Here is a 16157-nt window from a genome sequence, read left to right on the forward strand (position 1 = left end):
TGAAGACCGATTTCGGCGCTCCGGGTGAAGTCCGCACCCGAACGCCACGAAGACGTGCGCAAGCTGCACCTCGTGGGTGGCTCGGGTAGGTCTCCCGGCTCATGGGTTCAGGGAGCTGTTCGAGCTCCCAGCGCTGCGCGTCCACCTTCCCAGGCCTCTTCCAATGAGGCCCAGTGGTCTTCGGAGGCAGCTCCCCACTCACGGTGGCGGTACCGCGCCGGTTTCGCACCGGCTTCCCTTTTATGCCCCGGAGGGCACCCGAGGGATGGATTGTCAGGCCGGTCTCGGTAATCCCGTTTCGCGCCCGGCGTCAAGGACGTCCTGCGGTGGTCGCGGAGGATGTGCTCGCCTGGCGCTGCATGTGGCATGTCGTATCAGGCGGCCTCACCATCGAGCGCGCGCTCGATCCGCGCGTCCTGGTGACGCGAGCGCTGGCGGCCACGTGAACCCGCGATGAAGGCCGGGCGAACCCGGGCGCGTGAGCTTCCGCCTCGTGCGGCTCAACCCGCCGCGGTCGGTCGCGAGCCCCCTCGTCCGCGACGTCGGTGCGGCAGCCGTGTCTGCGCCGCTGCCCACCCGGCCTCGGGGCGCTGAACGCGCACCGGGGCCACCGCTGCGGAGGCGGGCCGCACGCCTATTGGAGCGCCCCCGTCGAGCAGACAGAGGCGCGACGGCGAGCGATCTCGGCCTGTCCTGCGGTGATCGAGGCCGAGAAATTGCCCCAGACGCACCAGATCTCGATTCGTCGAGCACGCGTCTCGATTTTATGTCCCCCTAAGATAAAACCAGTTTACTTTGTCGCTGCGCGGGCGCCGCTGCCTCTCTCGGGCTGCGTCGCACGGGGGGATCTCGTAGGCAGGAACACGGGCACCGCTGCGCTTCTGCCCCAGCGTGCTTTGTTCGTCCTGGCTCTTTACTCGGGAGCAGGTGCTACGTGCACGGGCTCGCCGCGCCCTGGCGTCTGTTATTGAAGAGGCGGGGGATTTCTTGTTCTCTCGTCTCAGGATGCGAAAAGAACGCTGCGCCGGGGGCTGTCTCCGGTGGAGGGGTATGCCCGGCCCGAACGTGAATTCGCGCAGATCAGGGGTGTGTGGGTCGCGCAGTCGGTTGGCTACCTTCGCGCCGGGATCGGGCTGCTCGCTCGGCGTGCAGGCGTTGCACTTTGTTATCGACAACGTGCCTGCGGATGCCACAATCTGACTACCGCATGCGCACCGGCGCGGTCCCCCCAGCGCGGCGCGCATGCGGTCCTTCTTAGCACCGTGGCGGACGTTCAAGACTCCGGCGCGGTTTCATGCCGCGGTCATTCTGGGCCCCCCTCCAGCGTGACGCGCGGTATTTTTTTGTCTTCTGGCGCGCAGTTCGAGCTTTCCGAGCCTTCACTTACCCGTGAACGTGGCTTGCGATTTCGCCAGGAACGCTTTCATTCCGAGCTGTTGATCTTCGCTGCCGAAGAGCGCGGCGAAGGCCTGGGCTTCCAGCTCGTTGGCGGCGGCGAGGTCGAGGCTCTCGCCGCGCAGGAGCACGCGCTTGGCGGCGGCGACGGCGAGCGGGCCGCGCGAGGCGATCTTGAGGGCGGTCTCGCGGGCGCGCGCGAGGAGCTCGGCCGCCGGGAACACCGCGTTGACGAGCCCGAACGACAGTGCTTGCTCGGCGGTGATCATATCTCCTGAATAGACGAGCTCGCGTGCGCGCCCCGGCCCGACCCGCCGCAGCAGCCGCTGGGTCCCGCCGAAGCCCGGGATGACGCCCAGGTTCACCTCGGGCTGGCCGAATTTTGCGCCTTCCGCGGCATAGATGAAGTCGCAGGCGAGGGCGAGCTCGCAGCCGCCGCCCAGCGCGAAGCCGTTGACGGCGGCGATTACGGGGAAGGGGGCAGTCTCGATGAGCTCGGCGAGGCGGTGGCCCGCGTCGGCGAACCGCTTCGCGGCGGTGCTGTTCATCGTCGCCATCTCCGCGATATCGGCGCCGGCGACGAACGCCTTGCCCGCGCCGGTCAGCACCGCTGCGCGGACCTCGTTGCCCTCGCCGGGCGCGAGGAGATCGCGGAAGGCCGCGGTGAGCTCCCCGAGGACGGTGGGGTTCAGGGCGTTGAGTTTGTCGGGCCGCTGGATGGTCACGGTGGCGACGTGACCCGCGCGCTCGACGGCGACGAACTGGAGCGTACCGCGAGCAGGGGCCCCCGGCTGCTGTTCTTGAGCGGTCATGGACCGTCGTTAGCAGCGCGCCGCGCCGGGGGGAAGCGCCTGCCGTGCGCCCGGGAGGGCGTCATTCCGTATCCGCTCGATCCCGCTGTGCTGAGGCCATTGCCGAGCCGACGAGCGAGCGATTTCCAGAGGACGTCGTGCGGCTGTTCCGGGACATCGCCCGTCACTCGATGATCCGAACTCATCGCTTGGGTGCGGGTGCGCGCCATGTGACGTCCCTGCCGCGAGCCCGCGTGCGATCGTGGGGAGTCGGGCAGATGGGCCGTCCCTGGAGCCGCCCAACGACCTTCGCATCGCGCGGATAACGCCGCCGCTCCGCCCCTCCTCCCCCCGTTGGAGAGAGCCCGGGAGGGAGGGGGCGCCTCGCGGGGGGCCGGCGGGGGAGGGCCCCACGAACCCGAGCGCCGGCCCGCTCCGTGCGACGCCTTCCCGGACCGACCCACCCTCACCCACGGCAATGGCCTCACAAAAGGCGCGAGTTCGTGGGAGGGCCCCCCGCCGGCCCCCCCGCGAGGCGCCTCCTCCCTCCCGGGCTCCGTCGCAGCGCCTACACCGCCCGCCCGCTTCTCTGCCCCTTCTCGTCGTACACGTAGAACCCCCGCCCGCTCTTCTTCCCGTACCACCCCGCCGCCACCAGGTTCCGCAGCAACGTGGGCGCCCGGTACTTCGAGTCCCCGAACTCCCGGTGCAGCACCTCCGCGATCGACAGCACCGTATCCAGCCCGATCAGGTCCGCGAGCTCGAGCGGCCCCATCGGGTGGTTCAGCCCCAGCCGCGCCCCTGCGTCGATGTCCTCCGGCGTGGACAGCCCCTCCTGGAGCGCGAAGCACGCCTCGTTGAGGAACGGGATCAGCATCCGGTTCACGATGAACCCCGGCTGGTCCTTCGAGGTGATCACCGTCTTGCCGAGCCCCACCGAGAGCGCCCGGACGGCCTCGTAGGTCGCGTCCGACGTCTGCACCCCACGGACGAGCTCGACAAGCTTCATCAGCGGCACCGGGTTCATGAAGTGCATCCCGATGACCAGCTCAGGCCGGCCGGTCACCGCCGCGAGCCGCGTGATCGAGATCGACGACGTGTTCGACGCCAGGATCGCGCCCTTCGGGAGCGCCGCGTCGGCGAGCTTGAAGATCCCGCTCTTCACGTCGAAGCTCTCGGTGACCGCCTCCACGGCCAGGTCGACCCCCGAAAGGCCGGCGATGCCGTCGGCCACCGCGACGCGGCCGAGGAGCGCCTCCCGCGCCTCCGCGGCCATCTTGCCCTTCTCCACCTGCTTCGCGAGGATGGCGGCGATCTGGGCCTTGCCCGACTCCGCCAGCGCCCTCGAGACGTCGCACAGGACCACCTCGAGGCCCGCGGCCGCGGCGACCTGGGCGATGCCTCGCCCCATCTGGCCCGCGCCGATCACCCCGAAGCGCTTGATCGTCGTAGCTTCCATGGCCGCGGTTGATAGCCGAAGCCGAGAGCGCGGTGAACCGCCCTCGCCCGCGGCCCGACGACCCGCCCGCTCGGACGTCCCCGCGCCACAGGAGCAGAAGCGCGCGAAAGCTCTGCCCGACCTTCCAGGCCCGCGGGGGCGAGGAACCTTGAAACCGTATCGTCCGCCCGGCTATCTTCGCCCGGCCGTGAACGGACCGGACCGAATTCGCGAGGTCCGCGGAGATACGATGAGCGTTGAGACGATTCGGATGGCCCTCGGGCGCCTGCAGGATGAGCCCGAAAACGAGGCAGCCTGGAACGAGCTCGCGGAGGCCGTGACCGCTCCGAACAACGGCGCGGGCCCCGGGGACGTCGAGCGCTTGCTCGGCGCAGCGCGAGCGCGGCACGAGCAGCGGAAGGAATGGCAGGCCGTGGCCCGCCTCCTCGAGCTGGAGATCGCCCTCGCCGCAGGCAGCGCCGTCGAGCCCGCGATGCAGGCGGAGCTCGCCCGCGTCTACCACGAGGAGCTCATCGACGTCGATCGCGCGGCGGCCGCGTACAAGCGGCTGCTCGAGCTGCGGCCCGACGACGACGCCGCGGCCGAGGCGATCGAGACCGACGCCTCGAAGCGCGAGCGGTGGCGCGACCTCGTGGACCGGTACGTGGCCGAGGCCGAGGGCGCGACCGACGGCGCCTTCAAGAGCGCGCTCTACACGAGCGCGGCCGACATCGGCTATCGGTACGGCCGCGCCGAGCTCGGCGGCAAGGTGGCGGAGCTCATCGAGCTCGCGCTCCAGCTCGACCCGAAGAACCGCCGCGCGGCCAACCTCGCGGAGATCGCCTTCGCGGCCGCGGGGGACTGGGACGCCGTCGTCCGCGTCCAGTCGCTCGTCAAGGGCGAGGCCCAGCTCAAGGAGGACCGCATCACGGCGGCCGTCCGCGCGGCGCGCACCATCAAGGCCCGCCTGAGCGACCCGGCCCGCGCTGTCGCGGCGTACGAGGAGCTGCTCGACCTCTCGCCCGGCCAGCCCGAGGCGCTCTCGTTCCTGACCGAGGCCTACTCCGCCGCGGGCGACTGGGATCGCCTCGTCGCCCTCTACGAGGACCAGCTCCGCAGCGGCGGCGTGAAGCCGGGCGAGGAGCTCGGCATGCTCGTGCAGATCGCCATGGTCCACTGGCGCATGCGCGGCCAGCCCCAGGCGGCGGAGCCCTATTTCGACCGCGTGCGGCGCGCCGACCCGGCGCACGCCGGGATGCTCAACTTCTACCGCGAGGTCCTCGAGCAGCGCGGCGACAAGCCGCGGCTCACGACGATCCTCACGGACGCGCAGCGCGCCGTCCCCGACGGCCCCGAGAAGCGCGCCATCGCCACCGAGCTCGCGCGGCTCGCCGAGTCGCAGGAGAACGCCGCCAAGGCGATCGAGCAGTACAAGTCCGTGCTCCGGACCGATCCGGAGAACCGCCAGGCGCGCGACGCCCTGAAGCGCCTCTACCTGCAGACCGAGGGGTACAACGCCCTCGTCGAGCTCCACCGGCAGGACCTGGAGCGCACGCCCGCCGACGACGTCGCCGGCAGGGTCGCGGTGCTCCGCGAGATCGCCGGGATCTACCGCGACCGCGCCAAGAACGACGCGGCCCTCGTCACGGTCCTCACCCAGATCGTCCAGCTCGACGACAAGGACGTCGACGCCGTGCGCGAGCTGACCCGCATCTACGAGTCGCTCGGGCGCTGGCGCGATCTGCTCTCGTACCAGCAGCGCCTCGCCGAGCTGACCGAGAGCCCCGCCGAGAAGGCGGGGCTCTACCGCGCGGTCGCGCGGCGCTGGTTCGACCAGTTCTCGAACGTGCAGAACGCCATCGCGGCGTACGAGGCGCTGCTCACGGTCGAGCCGATCGACGAGGAGGCGCAGCAGAAGCTCCGCGAGCTGTACCTGAAGCGGCGCGCCTGGCCGCAGCTCTACTCGCTCTACGAGCGCAAGCTCGAGGGCGCCGAGGGCGCCGCGAAGATCGAGCTCCTCGGCGAGATGGCCAAGCTCGCCGCCGAGCGGCTCGACCGCGGCGCGGACGCGATCGCGCTGCAGAAGAAGATCCTCGAGCTCGACCCGAGCGCCCCCGGGGTGCTCGACGCGCTCGAGAAGCAGGCCGAGCGCGAGAAGGATTTCGCCACGGTCGCCGAGGTGCTCGAGCGCCGCGTCGACCTCGCCGCCGACGACGCGGCGCGGCTCGTCTCCCTGCAGAAGCTCGGCGCCGTGTACGCCGAGCGCCTCAAGGATCCGGCCCAGGCGGCGCGGACGTGGCGGCGGGTGCTCACGCTCTCGCCGGGGCACGCGCGCGCGCTCCGCGTCCTGCGCGACGCGTACTTCGCCGCGGGCGACTGGGACGGGCTCGAGGAGCTCTACGCCTCGCAGAACGACTGGGAGGGCCTCGTCGACTTCCTCTCGGGGGCGGCGGACAAGGCGACCGACCCGGCCACGAAGCTCGACATCTCCTTCCGCGCGGCCCGCATCTTCGAGGAGCAGCTCAAGGCGCCCGAGCGCGCGGCGCGCTCGTACGAGCGCGTGCTCAGCGTCTCGCCGAAGGACGCGCGCGCCGCGGCGGCGCTCGTGCCGATCTACGAGGAGGAGGAGAAGTGGGCCCGGCTGCCGGCGCTCTACGAGATCCTGCTCGACGCGACCGACGACGCCGAGGCGCAGGTCGGCATGCTGCGCAAGCTGGCCGCGGTGACGGGCGGCCCGCTCTCGGACAAGCCGAGCGCGCTCGGCTACGCGCGCCGCGCCTACGAGCTGAAGCCCGATGACGAGGGGCTCGAGCTGCTCGAGGCCTGGTCGCGGGCGGCCGGCTCGTGGGGGCCGTTCGTCGAGGCGGTCGAGGGCCGGCTCCGGACGGCCGAGGACCTCGCGACCGACGTGCAGCGCACGCTGCGGCTGAAGCTCGCCGAGGTGTACGCGCGCGAGATGGGCAAGCTCGACGAGGCGGTGACGGTCTACCGCGGCCTCGTCGAGGACGACCCGTCCGACGAGGGCACGGTGCGGGCGCTCGACGCGCTCCTCCGCGCGAACGAGCGGCAGGCCGACCTCAGGTGGCTGTTCGAGCTCAGGGCGAGCCAGGTCGGCGGCGAGGATCGCGCCGAGATCCTCGAGGAGTGGGCGACGCTCGAGGAGGAGGTCTTCGGCGACCCGGCGAAGGCGATCGAGCTCCTGCGCAAGGTGATCGCGCTGACGCCCGGGCGCATCAACGCGCTGCGGGTGCTCTCGCGCCTCCTGAACGCCGCGGGCGAGTACGAGGCGGCGGCCGAGATCGTGGCCACGCACCGCGACGTCAGCGAGGGTGAGGAGAAGGCGCGCCGCGAGATCGAGCTCGCGACGCTCTACCTGGACCGGCTGGATCGGCCGGCGGACGCGTTCGAGGCGGCGGTGCGCGCGCTCGATCTGTCGGCGCACGACCCGGACGCGATCGCGGTCCTCTCGCGGCTCGTCGAGCGCCCGGAGACGCGCGTGCGCGCGGCCAGGGTGCTCGCCGTCGAGTACGCGGAGACGGGCAACCACCGGCGCGAGGCCATGGCGCTGCGGGTGATCCTCGAGGCGGAGCGGGATCCGGCGCGGCGGCGGGAGCTCTACCTCACGCTCGCGAGCGTCGAGGAGACGAAGCTCCACGCGGCCGGGACGGCGTTCGACGCCCTGCTCCGGGCGCTGCACGAGTTCTCGGACGACATCGAGCTCTGGGACCGCGCCGCCGAGCTGTCGCGGCGCGCCGGCCGCCCGACCGACCTGGCGGAGGCGTACCGCGTCCACCTCGTCGCGGGCCGCACCGAGGGCGACAAGGTGCTCGGCAGCTCCGTGGAGGTCGAGCTCTGCGAGCGCGCGGCGAGCCTCCACGACGAGCAGCTCGGCGACCCGGAGGGCGCGAAGCCGTACCTGGAGCGGGTGCTGAGCCTCGATCCGAACAACCACCGCGCCTTCGAGCGGCTGAAGCAGATCCTGACGGCGGCCGAGCGGTGGGGCGAGCTCGAGGAGCTCTACGACCGCGCCGCGAAGGGCACGACCGACCAGAGCGAGCGCATCGAGCTGCTCAACGAGGTGGCGCTCATCGCCGAGGAGATCATCGGCGATGCCGCCAAGGCGATCGGCTACTACGAGCGCATCCTCGAGCTCGATCCGTTCTACACGGCGGCGCTCGACTCGCTGGAGAAGCTCTACGAGCGCGAGGGCCGCTTCCGCGACCTCGCGGCGCTCCTCGAGCAGCGCCTGAAGACGGCGACCGAGGCCGAGAGCGTCGAGATCAAGCTGTCGCTCGGCAGCATCTACCTCGATCGGCTGCACGAGCCCGATGGGTCGCTCGGGCACCTCGAGGACGTGCTCCGGATCCGCCAGAACGACCCGAAGGCGCGCGAGCTCGTCGAGCGGCTGCTCGACATCGGGGCGCTCCGCCTCAGGGCGGCGCGCGTGCTCGAGGCGGTGTACGAGGCGCGGGACGAGATCCGGCAGCTCGTGCGGGTCCTCGAGATCCGGCGCCACGGCGCGGAGACCGAGTCGGAGCGGCGCGAGCTGCTCCGCCGGGTCAGCGTGCTCCAGGACGAGCGGCTCAAGGACGACGCGGGCGCGTTCGCCAGCCTGTCGGAGCTCCTGCCGCTCGAGCCGGAGGACCTCACGGCGCGCGAGCGGCTCATCGAGATCGGCCGGCGCCTCGGCGAGCACGAGCAGGTCGCCGAGGTGCTCACGGCGGCCGCGGACGCGTGCGGGACGGCGTCCATCCGCGGCGAAATCCTGATGGAAGTCGCGAGGATCTGCGAGGATCTCCTCGGCGACGCCGACCGGGCCGAGAAGGTCTACCGGCGCGTCCTCGCCATCGATCCGACCGATCCCTCGCTGGTGATCCCGGCGGCGCAGGCGCTCGGCCGCATCTACGCGGCGAAGGAGCAGCACCAGGCGCTCGCGGGCGTGCTCGCGATCGAGGTGCGGCTCGAGGAGAACGTCGAGACGCGGCGGTCGCTCCACGAGCGCATCGGGACGCTGTACGAGACGGTGCTGGACGACCCGGCCAAGGCGATCGAGGCGTGGCAGGCGCGGCTCGGCGACGACAGCGCCGACGGGGCGGCGCTCGCGGCGCTCGAGCGGCTCTACGAGCGGACGTCGCAGTGGCGGGAGCTCGTCTCCGTGCTGCGGGCGCGGGAGCAGTCGACCACGGAGCCGGAGGAGCGGCGGCGCGCGATGACCAAGGCGGCCGAGACGCTCGCGCAGAAGCTCGCCGACGTGCCCGAGGCGATCAACGCGTGGCGCGCGGTGCTCGACGAGTTCGGCCCCGAGCGCCCGACCCTCGCGGCCCTCGAGGAGCTCTACGAGCTCGACGAGCGCTGGGTCGACCTCGCCGAGACGCTGGAGGTGGACCTGTCGCTCGCGGTGGAGACGCCCGACCGGCTCGACCTCTTGGCGCGGCTCGGCGACGTGCGGCGGCTGCACCAGGCCGACGCGACGGGGGCGCTCGAGGCGTACCGCCAGGCGCTCTCGCTCGACCCGTCGAACGCGCGCTGCCGCGCGGCGCTGGAGGCGATGCTCGAGCGAGAAGACGCGCGGCGCGACGCGGCCGAGACGCTCGAGCCGCTCTACGAGGCGGACGGCGACGCCGAGCGCCTCCTCCGGGTCCTCGAGATCAAGGTCGAGACCTCGGACCTCCCGAGCGAGCGGCTCGCCACCTTGCAGAAGGCGCTCCGCACCGCGGAGGGGCCGCTCGGCGACACGTCGCGGGCGTTCGGCTATGCGCTCCGCGGCGTCCGGGAAGCCGCGGGCGAGCCCGAGGTGACGACCTGGATCGCCACGGTCGAGCGGCTGGGCGAGGCCACCGGGCGCTGGTCCGAGGTGTGCGAGCTGTTCCAGCGCATCGCGCCGGACATCCTCGACGGCGACGTGCAGCAGAACGTGCGGCTGCGGGTCGGCGAGCTCGCGCGGCACAAGCTCGACGACCGCGAGCTCGCGGTCGAGCAGTACAAGAAGGCGCTCGAGGCCCGCGGGGACGACCGGCGGGCGATGATCGCGCTGGAGGAGCTCTACGGCGAGGCGCGCGACGCCGGGCGGCTGCTCGAGATCCTGAAGCTCCGGGTCGAGAACGCCGAGACCGACGAGGAGAAGACGGGGCTGCTCTTCCGGATCGCCGAGCTCGAGCGGGGCCCGCTCGGGGACCAGGCCAGCGCGATCGCGACGTACGAGACGATCCTCGACATCGCGCTCCACCCGGACGCGATCGCGGCGCTGGACGGCCTCTACCGCGAGGCGGGGCGCTTCCAGGACCTCATCCGGCTCTACGAGCGGCAGCTCGACGTGCGCGCCGGCGACCTCGCCGAGCTGCACGTCAAGATCGCGCTCGTCGCGCACCGGCACACCGAGGACCTGCAGCGCGCGTTCGACGAGCTCTCCGAGGCGCTGCTCATCGATCCGGCGCACGAGGGCGCGGTCTCGCTGCTCGAGGTGATCCTCGAGGGCTCGGCCGAGGCGGAGCACCGGGCGCGCGCCGGCGAGATGCTCGAGCCGGTGTACCTGCGCCGGGCGGACTGGAACCGGGTGAAGATCGCGCTCGATGCGCGCCTCGCCGCGAGCCAGGATCCGGTCGAGCGCCGCGATCTCCTGCAGCGGCTCGCGACGCTCCACGAGGAGCAGCTCGAGGACTACCGCGCCGCGCTGGAGACGGTGGCGAAGCTCCTTCACGAGGACCTCACCGACGAGGGGGTCTGGGCGGAGCTCGAGCGGCTCGCGAAGGTGGCGAGCGCCGAGCGGCGGCTCGCGGAGATCTACGCGGCGGAGCTCGGGGAGCTCACCTCGGACGACGCGTCGAGCGCGAAGCTCAGCCGGCGCACCGGCGAGCTCTACGCCCAGCTCGGCGACGTGGCCGACGCGCTCCGGTGGTACCGGCGCGCGCACGAGTTCGAGCCGGACTCGCGAGAGCTGTTCGACGCGATCGACGGGCTGCTCGTCAAGGAAGCGCGCCACGCCGAGCGCATCCAGCTCTACCGCGCGGCGCTCGACTACCGGAAGGACGAGGACCGGCTCGACGCCCTGCACACGATCGCGCGCCTGGAGCGGACGGAGCTCCGCGAGCCCGCGCTCGCGATCGAGACGTACCGCGCGGCGCTCGACGTCGACGAGAACGACGCCCGCGCGCTCGACGCGCTGACGGAGCTCTACCGCGAGCTCGATCGGCCGCGCGACCTCGCCGATCTCTACCTGCGCCGGGCCGAGGCGGCCCCGAACGGCGAGCGGGCGGCGCCCTACCGGCTCGCGCTCGCGGAGCTCCTGCGCACGCGGCTCGAGGACACCTCGGGCGCGATCGATCAGCTCGAGGCGATCGTCGGCGAGGTGCCGTCGCACGCCGAGGCGATCCGGGCGCTCGAGGCGCTCATCCAGGATCCGCAGCACAAGGCGCGGGTCGTCGAGATCCTGGGGCCGCTCTACGAGGGGGCGGACGACTGGCGGCAGCTCGTCCGGCTCAACGACGAGCGCTTCGGCCTCGCCTCGGACGCGCGCGAGAAGGTCGCGGTGCTCCGGGAGACGGCGAAGCTCTGGGAGACGCGGGGCAACGACGAGCTGCGCGCCTTCGACGCGACCCGGACGGCGTTCGGCCTGGATCCGGACGACGGCGAGACGCGCGGGGAGCTCGAGCGGCTCGCCGAGCAGCTCGGCGCCTGGGAGGAGCTCGCGGGGAGCCTCGAGGAGGGCGTGACCACCACGTCCGACGAGCTCACGAAGCGCGAGCTGCTCTCGTCGCTGGCCAAGGTCTACGACACGCGCGTGGACGACCCGCGCCGGGCGCTCCGCGCCTACGCGCGCCTGTCCGAGCTCGACCCGAGCGATCCCGAGCCGCTCGAGCAGATGGACACCCTGGCCGTGCTGCTCAGCGACTGGGACACGCTCATCGCCGTCCTCGAGAAGAAGAGCGAGATGGCGTCGGACGAGGAGAACGCCTCGATCTGCCGGCGCATCGCCGAGACAAAGCTCGAGATGCTCGAGGACACGGAGGGCGCGATCCAGGCGTACGAGCGGGCGCTCGAGCTCGATCCCGAGAGCGCGATGACGATCGACGCGCTCATCGAGCTGCACGAGCCGCGCGGCGCCGCGAGCCGCCTCGTGGAGCTCTACGGCCGCCGCGTCGAGCTCGCGGACCCCGACGAGGAGGGCCTGCGCTACGACCTCAACGTGCGCGCCGCCGAGCGCTACGAGCGGGATCTATCGAGCCGGCGCGACGCGATCGCGGCGCTCAACGCGGCGCTCGAGGCGAAGCCGGGCGATCCGGCGGTGCTGTCCTCGCTGGAGCGGCTCTACCGGGCCGAGCGGATGTGGGACGAGCTCCTGTCGAACCTGATGCTCCAGGCGAGCGCCGCCGCGGACAGGGCCACGCGCATCAAGCTGCGGACGGCGATCGGCGATCTCTACGCCGGGGAGCTCGAGAGCCCGAGCGACGCGATCGAGCAGTACCGGCTCGTCCTCGACGAGGACCCGGTGAACGACCACGCGATCCAGGCGGTCCGCGCCATCGGCGAGGGCCGCGAGGAGCTGCGGCTCGACGCCGCCGAGGTGCTCGAGCCCGTCCTCCGCGGGGCCGGCCGCCACGAGGAGCTCGCGGCCGCGCTCGAGCTGCGCCTGCGCGCGCAGACCGAGCCGGCCGATCGGGCCGCGACGCTCCGGGCGATCGCGCTCGTGCAGGACGTGCAGCTCGGGCGCCCGATCGAGGCGGAGCAGGCGCTGCTCCGCGCGCTGGAGGACGCGCCGGACGACGCGTCGCTGCACGGCGAGATCGAGCGGCTCGCCGAGCGCACGGACGGCTTCGGTCGCTACTGCGACGCGCTCGCGCAGCGCGCCGCGGCGACGTTCGACGCGACGATCGCGAAGGACCTGTTCCTGCGGATCGGCCGCATCGCCGAGGAGAAGCTCGGGGACGACCGGCGCAGCGCCCAGGCGTACGCGAAGGCCGTCGAGCACGCCGGCGACACGCCGGAGCTCCTCGAGGCGCTCGACCGGCTCTACGGCCGCCTCGGCGACGAGAGGGCGCTCGCGGACGTGCTCGAGCGCCGCGTCGCGGTCACGCCCGGCGATCGCGACCAGGCGGATCTCTTCTACCGGCTCGCGGCGATCCAGATCGCGTCGTTCGGCGACAAGCCCCAGGGCCTGAACACCCTCCGGCAGGCGCTCGATCGCGCGGTCGATCACGAGCGGGCGAGCGCCGAGCTCGAGGCCCTCACCGAGGACCCGGCGCTGTTCGACGAGGCGGCCGAGGCGCTCGAGGGCGTCTACCGGACGCGGGGCGACAACGCCGCGCTGGCGCGCCTCTACGAGAAGCGCATCCGCTTCGCGCCGGGCGGCGTGGAGCGCATCCGGATGCGCCTCGACCTGGCGAAGGTGCTCGAGGTCCGCTCGAACGACCCGAGGGCGGCGCTGGAGACCCTCGAGAAGGCGCTCGCCGACGACCCGTCGGACCCGGACGTGCTCGGCGAGATCGAGCGCCTCGCCCCGCTGACGGGCGGCTGGGCGAGCGCCGCCTCCGCCCTGGAGCGGGCGGTGCGGGCCGGGACCGAGCTCGACGGCGACACGGCGCGCGATCTCTGGATGCGCATCGCCGAGTGGCAGAAGAACAAGGTGGGCGACGCCAAGGCCGCCGAGGCGGCGTACGAGGCGGCGCTCACGCACGACGCCACGAGCGAGCACATCCTTCGGTCGATCGAGGAGCTGCAGCGGGCGCCTGGGCGCGAGCGCGACCTCATCGGCACGCTGCGCCGGATCGCCGCCCTCGACGGCATGGAGGGGAGCGCCGGCGAGCTGCGCCGCGAGGCGAAGGAGCTGGCGGAGCGCGCGCTGGGCGACCGGGAGCTCGTCGAGGCGATCCTGCGCGAGATGATCGCCGCGGACGAGGGGGACACCTGGGCGCTCGCCGAGCTCACGAAGGTGCGGGAGGAGGCGGGCGACCACAAGGAGGTCTTCCGGCTGCTCGTGCGCCAGTCCGAGCTCTACGCCGAGGCCGATCGCATCCGCGACGCGCGGCACGCCGCCGCGGCGGTCGCGCGCGAGAAGCTCGGCGACGACGCGGCGTCGATCGAGCTCTACGAGACGCTCTTCGAGGCGGATCCGGGCGACGCGCGCGCCGCGACCGCGCTGCGCGAGCTCTACGCGAAGGCGGGCAAGCACAAGGAGCTCCTCGCGCTGCTGGAGCGGCTCACCGATCTGGCCGAGTCGCCCGAGGCCCGCTCGGCGCTGCGCCTCGAGAGCGCGGAGATCTGCCTCTCGCGGCTCGACGCCGTGAGCGAGGCGACCGAGCACCTGCGCGCGGTCCTCGACGAGCAGCCCGACAACGAGAAGGCGACGGTCCTGCTCGCGCAGCTGCTCGAGAAGACCGGCCGCGATCAGGAGCTGTCGGACCTGTTCGTCACGCAGATCGAGCGCGCGAAGGACCGCGGCGACGTCGCGGCGGAGCTCTCGTACAGCGTGCGCCTCGGCGAGGTGTACGAGGCGCGGCTGAACGACACGGCGCGGGCGATCGAGACCTACCGCGCGGTCCTCGAGCGCGAGCCGCGCCACCACGGCGCGCTGCTCGCGCTGGCCCGCCTGCACGAGCAGCGCGGGGAGAAGGCCGAGGCGGCGCAGCGGCTCGAGGTGATCCTCGAGGACGCCCGCGCCGCGGAGGCGGTGGCCACGGCGCTCCGGCTCGCGGATCTGCACCGGTCCCTCGGCGACGAGGGCGCGGTGCGGCGCGTGCTCGAGCGGGGCCTCGCGGCGGACGGGTCGGCGCAGGAGATCAGGAAGCAGCTCCTCGCCCTCTACGAGAAGCAGCAGGCCTTCACCGAGCTCGCCGATCTCATCACGGGCGACGCCGAGGCGGCCACGCAGGCGGCCGAGAAGGTGGCGCTCTACCGCAAGGCGGCCGGCATCCACCTCGCGAAGCGGAACGATCCCGGCCGCGCGGCGGACCTCCTGGTCAAGGCCACCGAGCTCGTGCCTGGCGACCGCGAGCTCCTGCTCGCGCTGTGCGACGCGTACAGCGCCTCGGGCCGCGGCCAGAAGGCCGCCGAGGCGCTCCAGCAGATCGTCGAGTCCTACGGCGGCCGCCGCTCGAAGGATCTCGCCGCGATCCACCACCGGCTCGCCAAGGCTTACCTGGCCGAGGGGCAGCGGGAGCGGGCGCTCGCCGAGCTCGACATCGCCTTCAAGATCGATCCGGGCTCGATCGCGATCCTCCGCGACCTCGGCGTGCTGGCGCTCGATCTGTCGGAGTCGGGCGACGACGCGGCGAAGGCGGCGCACATCGATCGCGCGCAGAAGACCTTCCGCGCGCTGCTCCTCCAGAAGCTCGACGAGGGTGCGCCGATCAGCAAGGGCGAGGTCTTCTATTACCTCGGCGTGATCAGCCATCGTCAGAACGACGACAAGAAGGCGATCCAGATGCTGGAGCGCGCCCTCGACAACGAGCGCGACTTCGCCCCCGCGAAGGAGCTCCTGGCGCAGCTCAAGAAGTGACGTAATCTCGCCGTGTGACGCGGCTTGTCAGCATCGACGGTGTGATCCATCGGCCGGAGGAGGCCAAGGTCTCGGTCTACGACCGCGGCTTCCTCTACGGCGATAGCGTCTTCGAGACCATCCGCACCTACGGCGGCGAGCCGTTCGCTCTGGAGGAGCACCTCGTCCGCCTCGAGCGCTCTGCCGAGCGGATCGCGGTCGCGCTGCCGATCCCGCGCGACGAGCTCGGCCGCGAGGTGCTCGCGCTGATCCGAGCAGCGACCGCGGCCGGGAGCGCCGGGGCCGCGGCGGGCTCGGCGGGGGCGCTCGGCTCGGCTCCCGCGGGGGGCTCGGCGGCGCCGATCGAGAGTTATATCCGTGTGATGCTGACGCGCGGCAGCGGCCCGCTCGGGCTCGATCCCGCGCTCGCGGGCGCGCCCCTCCGCGTCATCCTCGTCGAGCCGCTGAAGCCGCTGCCCGGCGCGCTCTACCGCGACGGGATCGCCGCGATCACGATCCGCACCCAGCGGGCCGGCGACGCGGCGCCTGGCGCCAAGATCTCGAACTACCTCGAGAGCCTGCTCGCCTTACGCGAGGCGCGGGCCGCGGGGGCGCACGAGGCGCTGATCCTGGACCCCTCGGGCCACGTCGTCGAGGGCACGACGTCGAACGTCTTCCTGGTGGAGCGGCGGCCGGCGGCGAGCGAGGGTGCGGGGGATCTCGGGTCCCTGTTGATCACGCCGCCCAAGGAGGCAGGGATCCTCGTTGGCATCACCCGCGCCCACGTGATGCACGTCGCGGGCGAGCTCGGCATGCCGGTGTGCTGCGAGCCGGTCACGATGGCCCGGCTCCTCGCCGCCGAGGAGGTGTTCATCACCTCGAGCCTCCGCGAGATCGTCCCCGTCGTGCGCGTCGACGCCCACACGATCGGCGCGGGCGTCCCCGGACCGAAGACCCGGGCGCTGCACGCCGCTTTCCGGAAACGGGTGGGTCTTGGTGCGATGCCTCTCCCGTGGGAGGCGCCCTGAGCCCGCCGCGGCCGACACGACTGCGTCGAAATCTT

Annotated in this window: 4 protein-coding genes and 1 riboswitch; of the genes, 2 read left to right on the top strand and 2 right to left on the bottom strand. The window is 72.4% G+C overall.

The annotated features are described in order from the left end of the window. Positions 1-67: 67 nt before the first annotated feature. Positions 68-277, bottom strand: a riboswitch (cobalamin riboswitch). A gap of 1102 nt (positions 278-1379) precedes the next feature. Beyond that, a complete protein-coding gene (locus WME90_RS01235) occupies positions 1380-2207 on the bottom strand; it encodes an enoyl-CoA hydratase/isomerase family protein (RefSeq protein ID WP_437279208.1) in 828 nt (275 codons plus the stop codon). A gap of 547 nt (positions 2208-2754) precedes the next feature. Then, positions 2755-3645 (bottom strand): 3-hydroxyacyl-CoA dehydrogenase family protein, encoded by an 891-nt coding sequence (locus WME90_RS01240; protein ID WP_437279209.1) that lies wholly within the window; start codon positions 3643-3645, stop codon positions 2755-2757. A 229-nt stretch (positions 3646-3874) separates the two neighbouring features. On the opposite strand from WME90_RS01240, the gene WME90_RS01245 reads away from it, so the two are divergent. Next, positions 3875-15115 carry a tetratricopeptide repeat protein gene (locus WME90_RS01245; RefSeq protein WP_437279210.1) on the top strand — a complete coding sequence of 3747 codons (11241 nt, stop codon included), beginning with the start codon at positions 3875-3877 and terminating at the stop codon, positions 15113-15115. A 41-nt stretch (positions 15116-15156) separates the two neighbouring features. Further along, complete coding sequence (locus tag WME90_RS01250) at positions 15157-16122, top strand: aminotransferase class IV (protein ID WP_437279211.1); 966 nt, start codon at positions 15157-15159, stop codon at positions 16120-16122. The last annotated feature ends 35 nt before the right edge of the window (positions 16123-16157 follow it).

The organism is Sorangium sp. So ce375 (assembly GCF_051473855.1).
GTDB lineage: Bacteria > Myxococcota_A > Polyangia > Polyangiales > Polyangiaceae > Sorangium.

What these genes read in the sequence shown, in the direction of transcription:
- WME90_RS01240 (WP_437279209.1), bottom strand. Translation starts at nt 3,645, where the DNA reads ATGGAAGCTACGACGATCAAGCGCTTCGGGGTGATCGGCGCGGGCCAG.
- WME90_RS01245 (WP_437279210.1), top strand. Translation starts at nt 3,875, where the DNA reads ATGAGCGTTGAGACGATTCGGATGGCCCTCGGGCGCCTGCAGGATGAG.
- WME90_RS01235 (WP_437279208.1), bottom strand. Translation starts at nt 2,207, where the DNA reads ATGACCGCTCAAGAACAGCAGCCGGGGGCCCCTGCTCGCGGTACGCTC.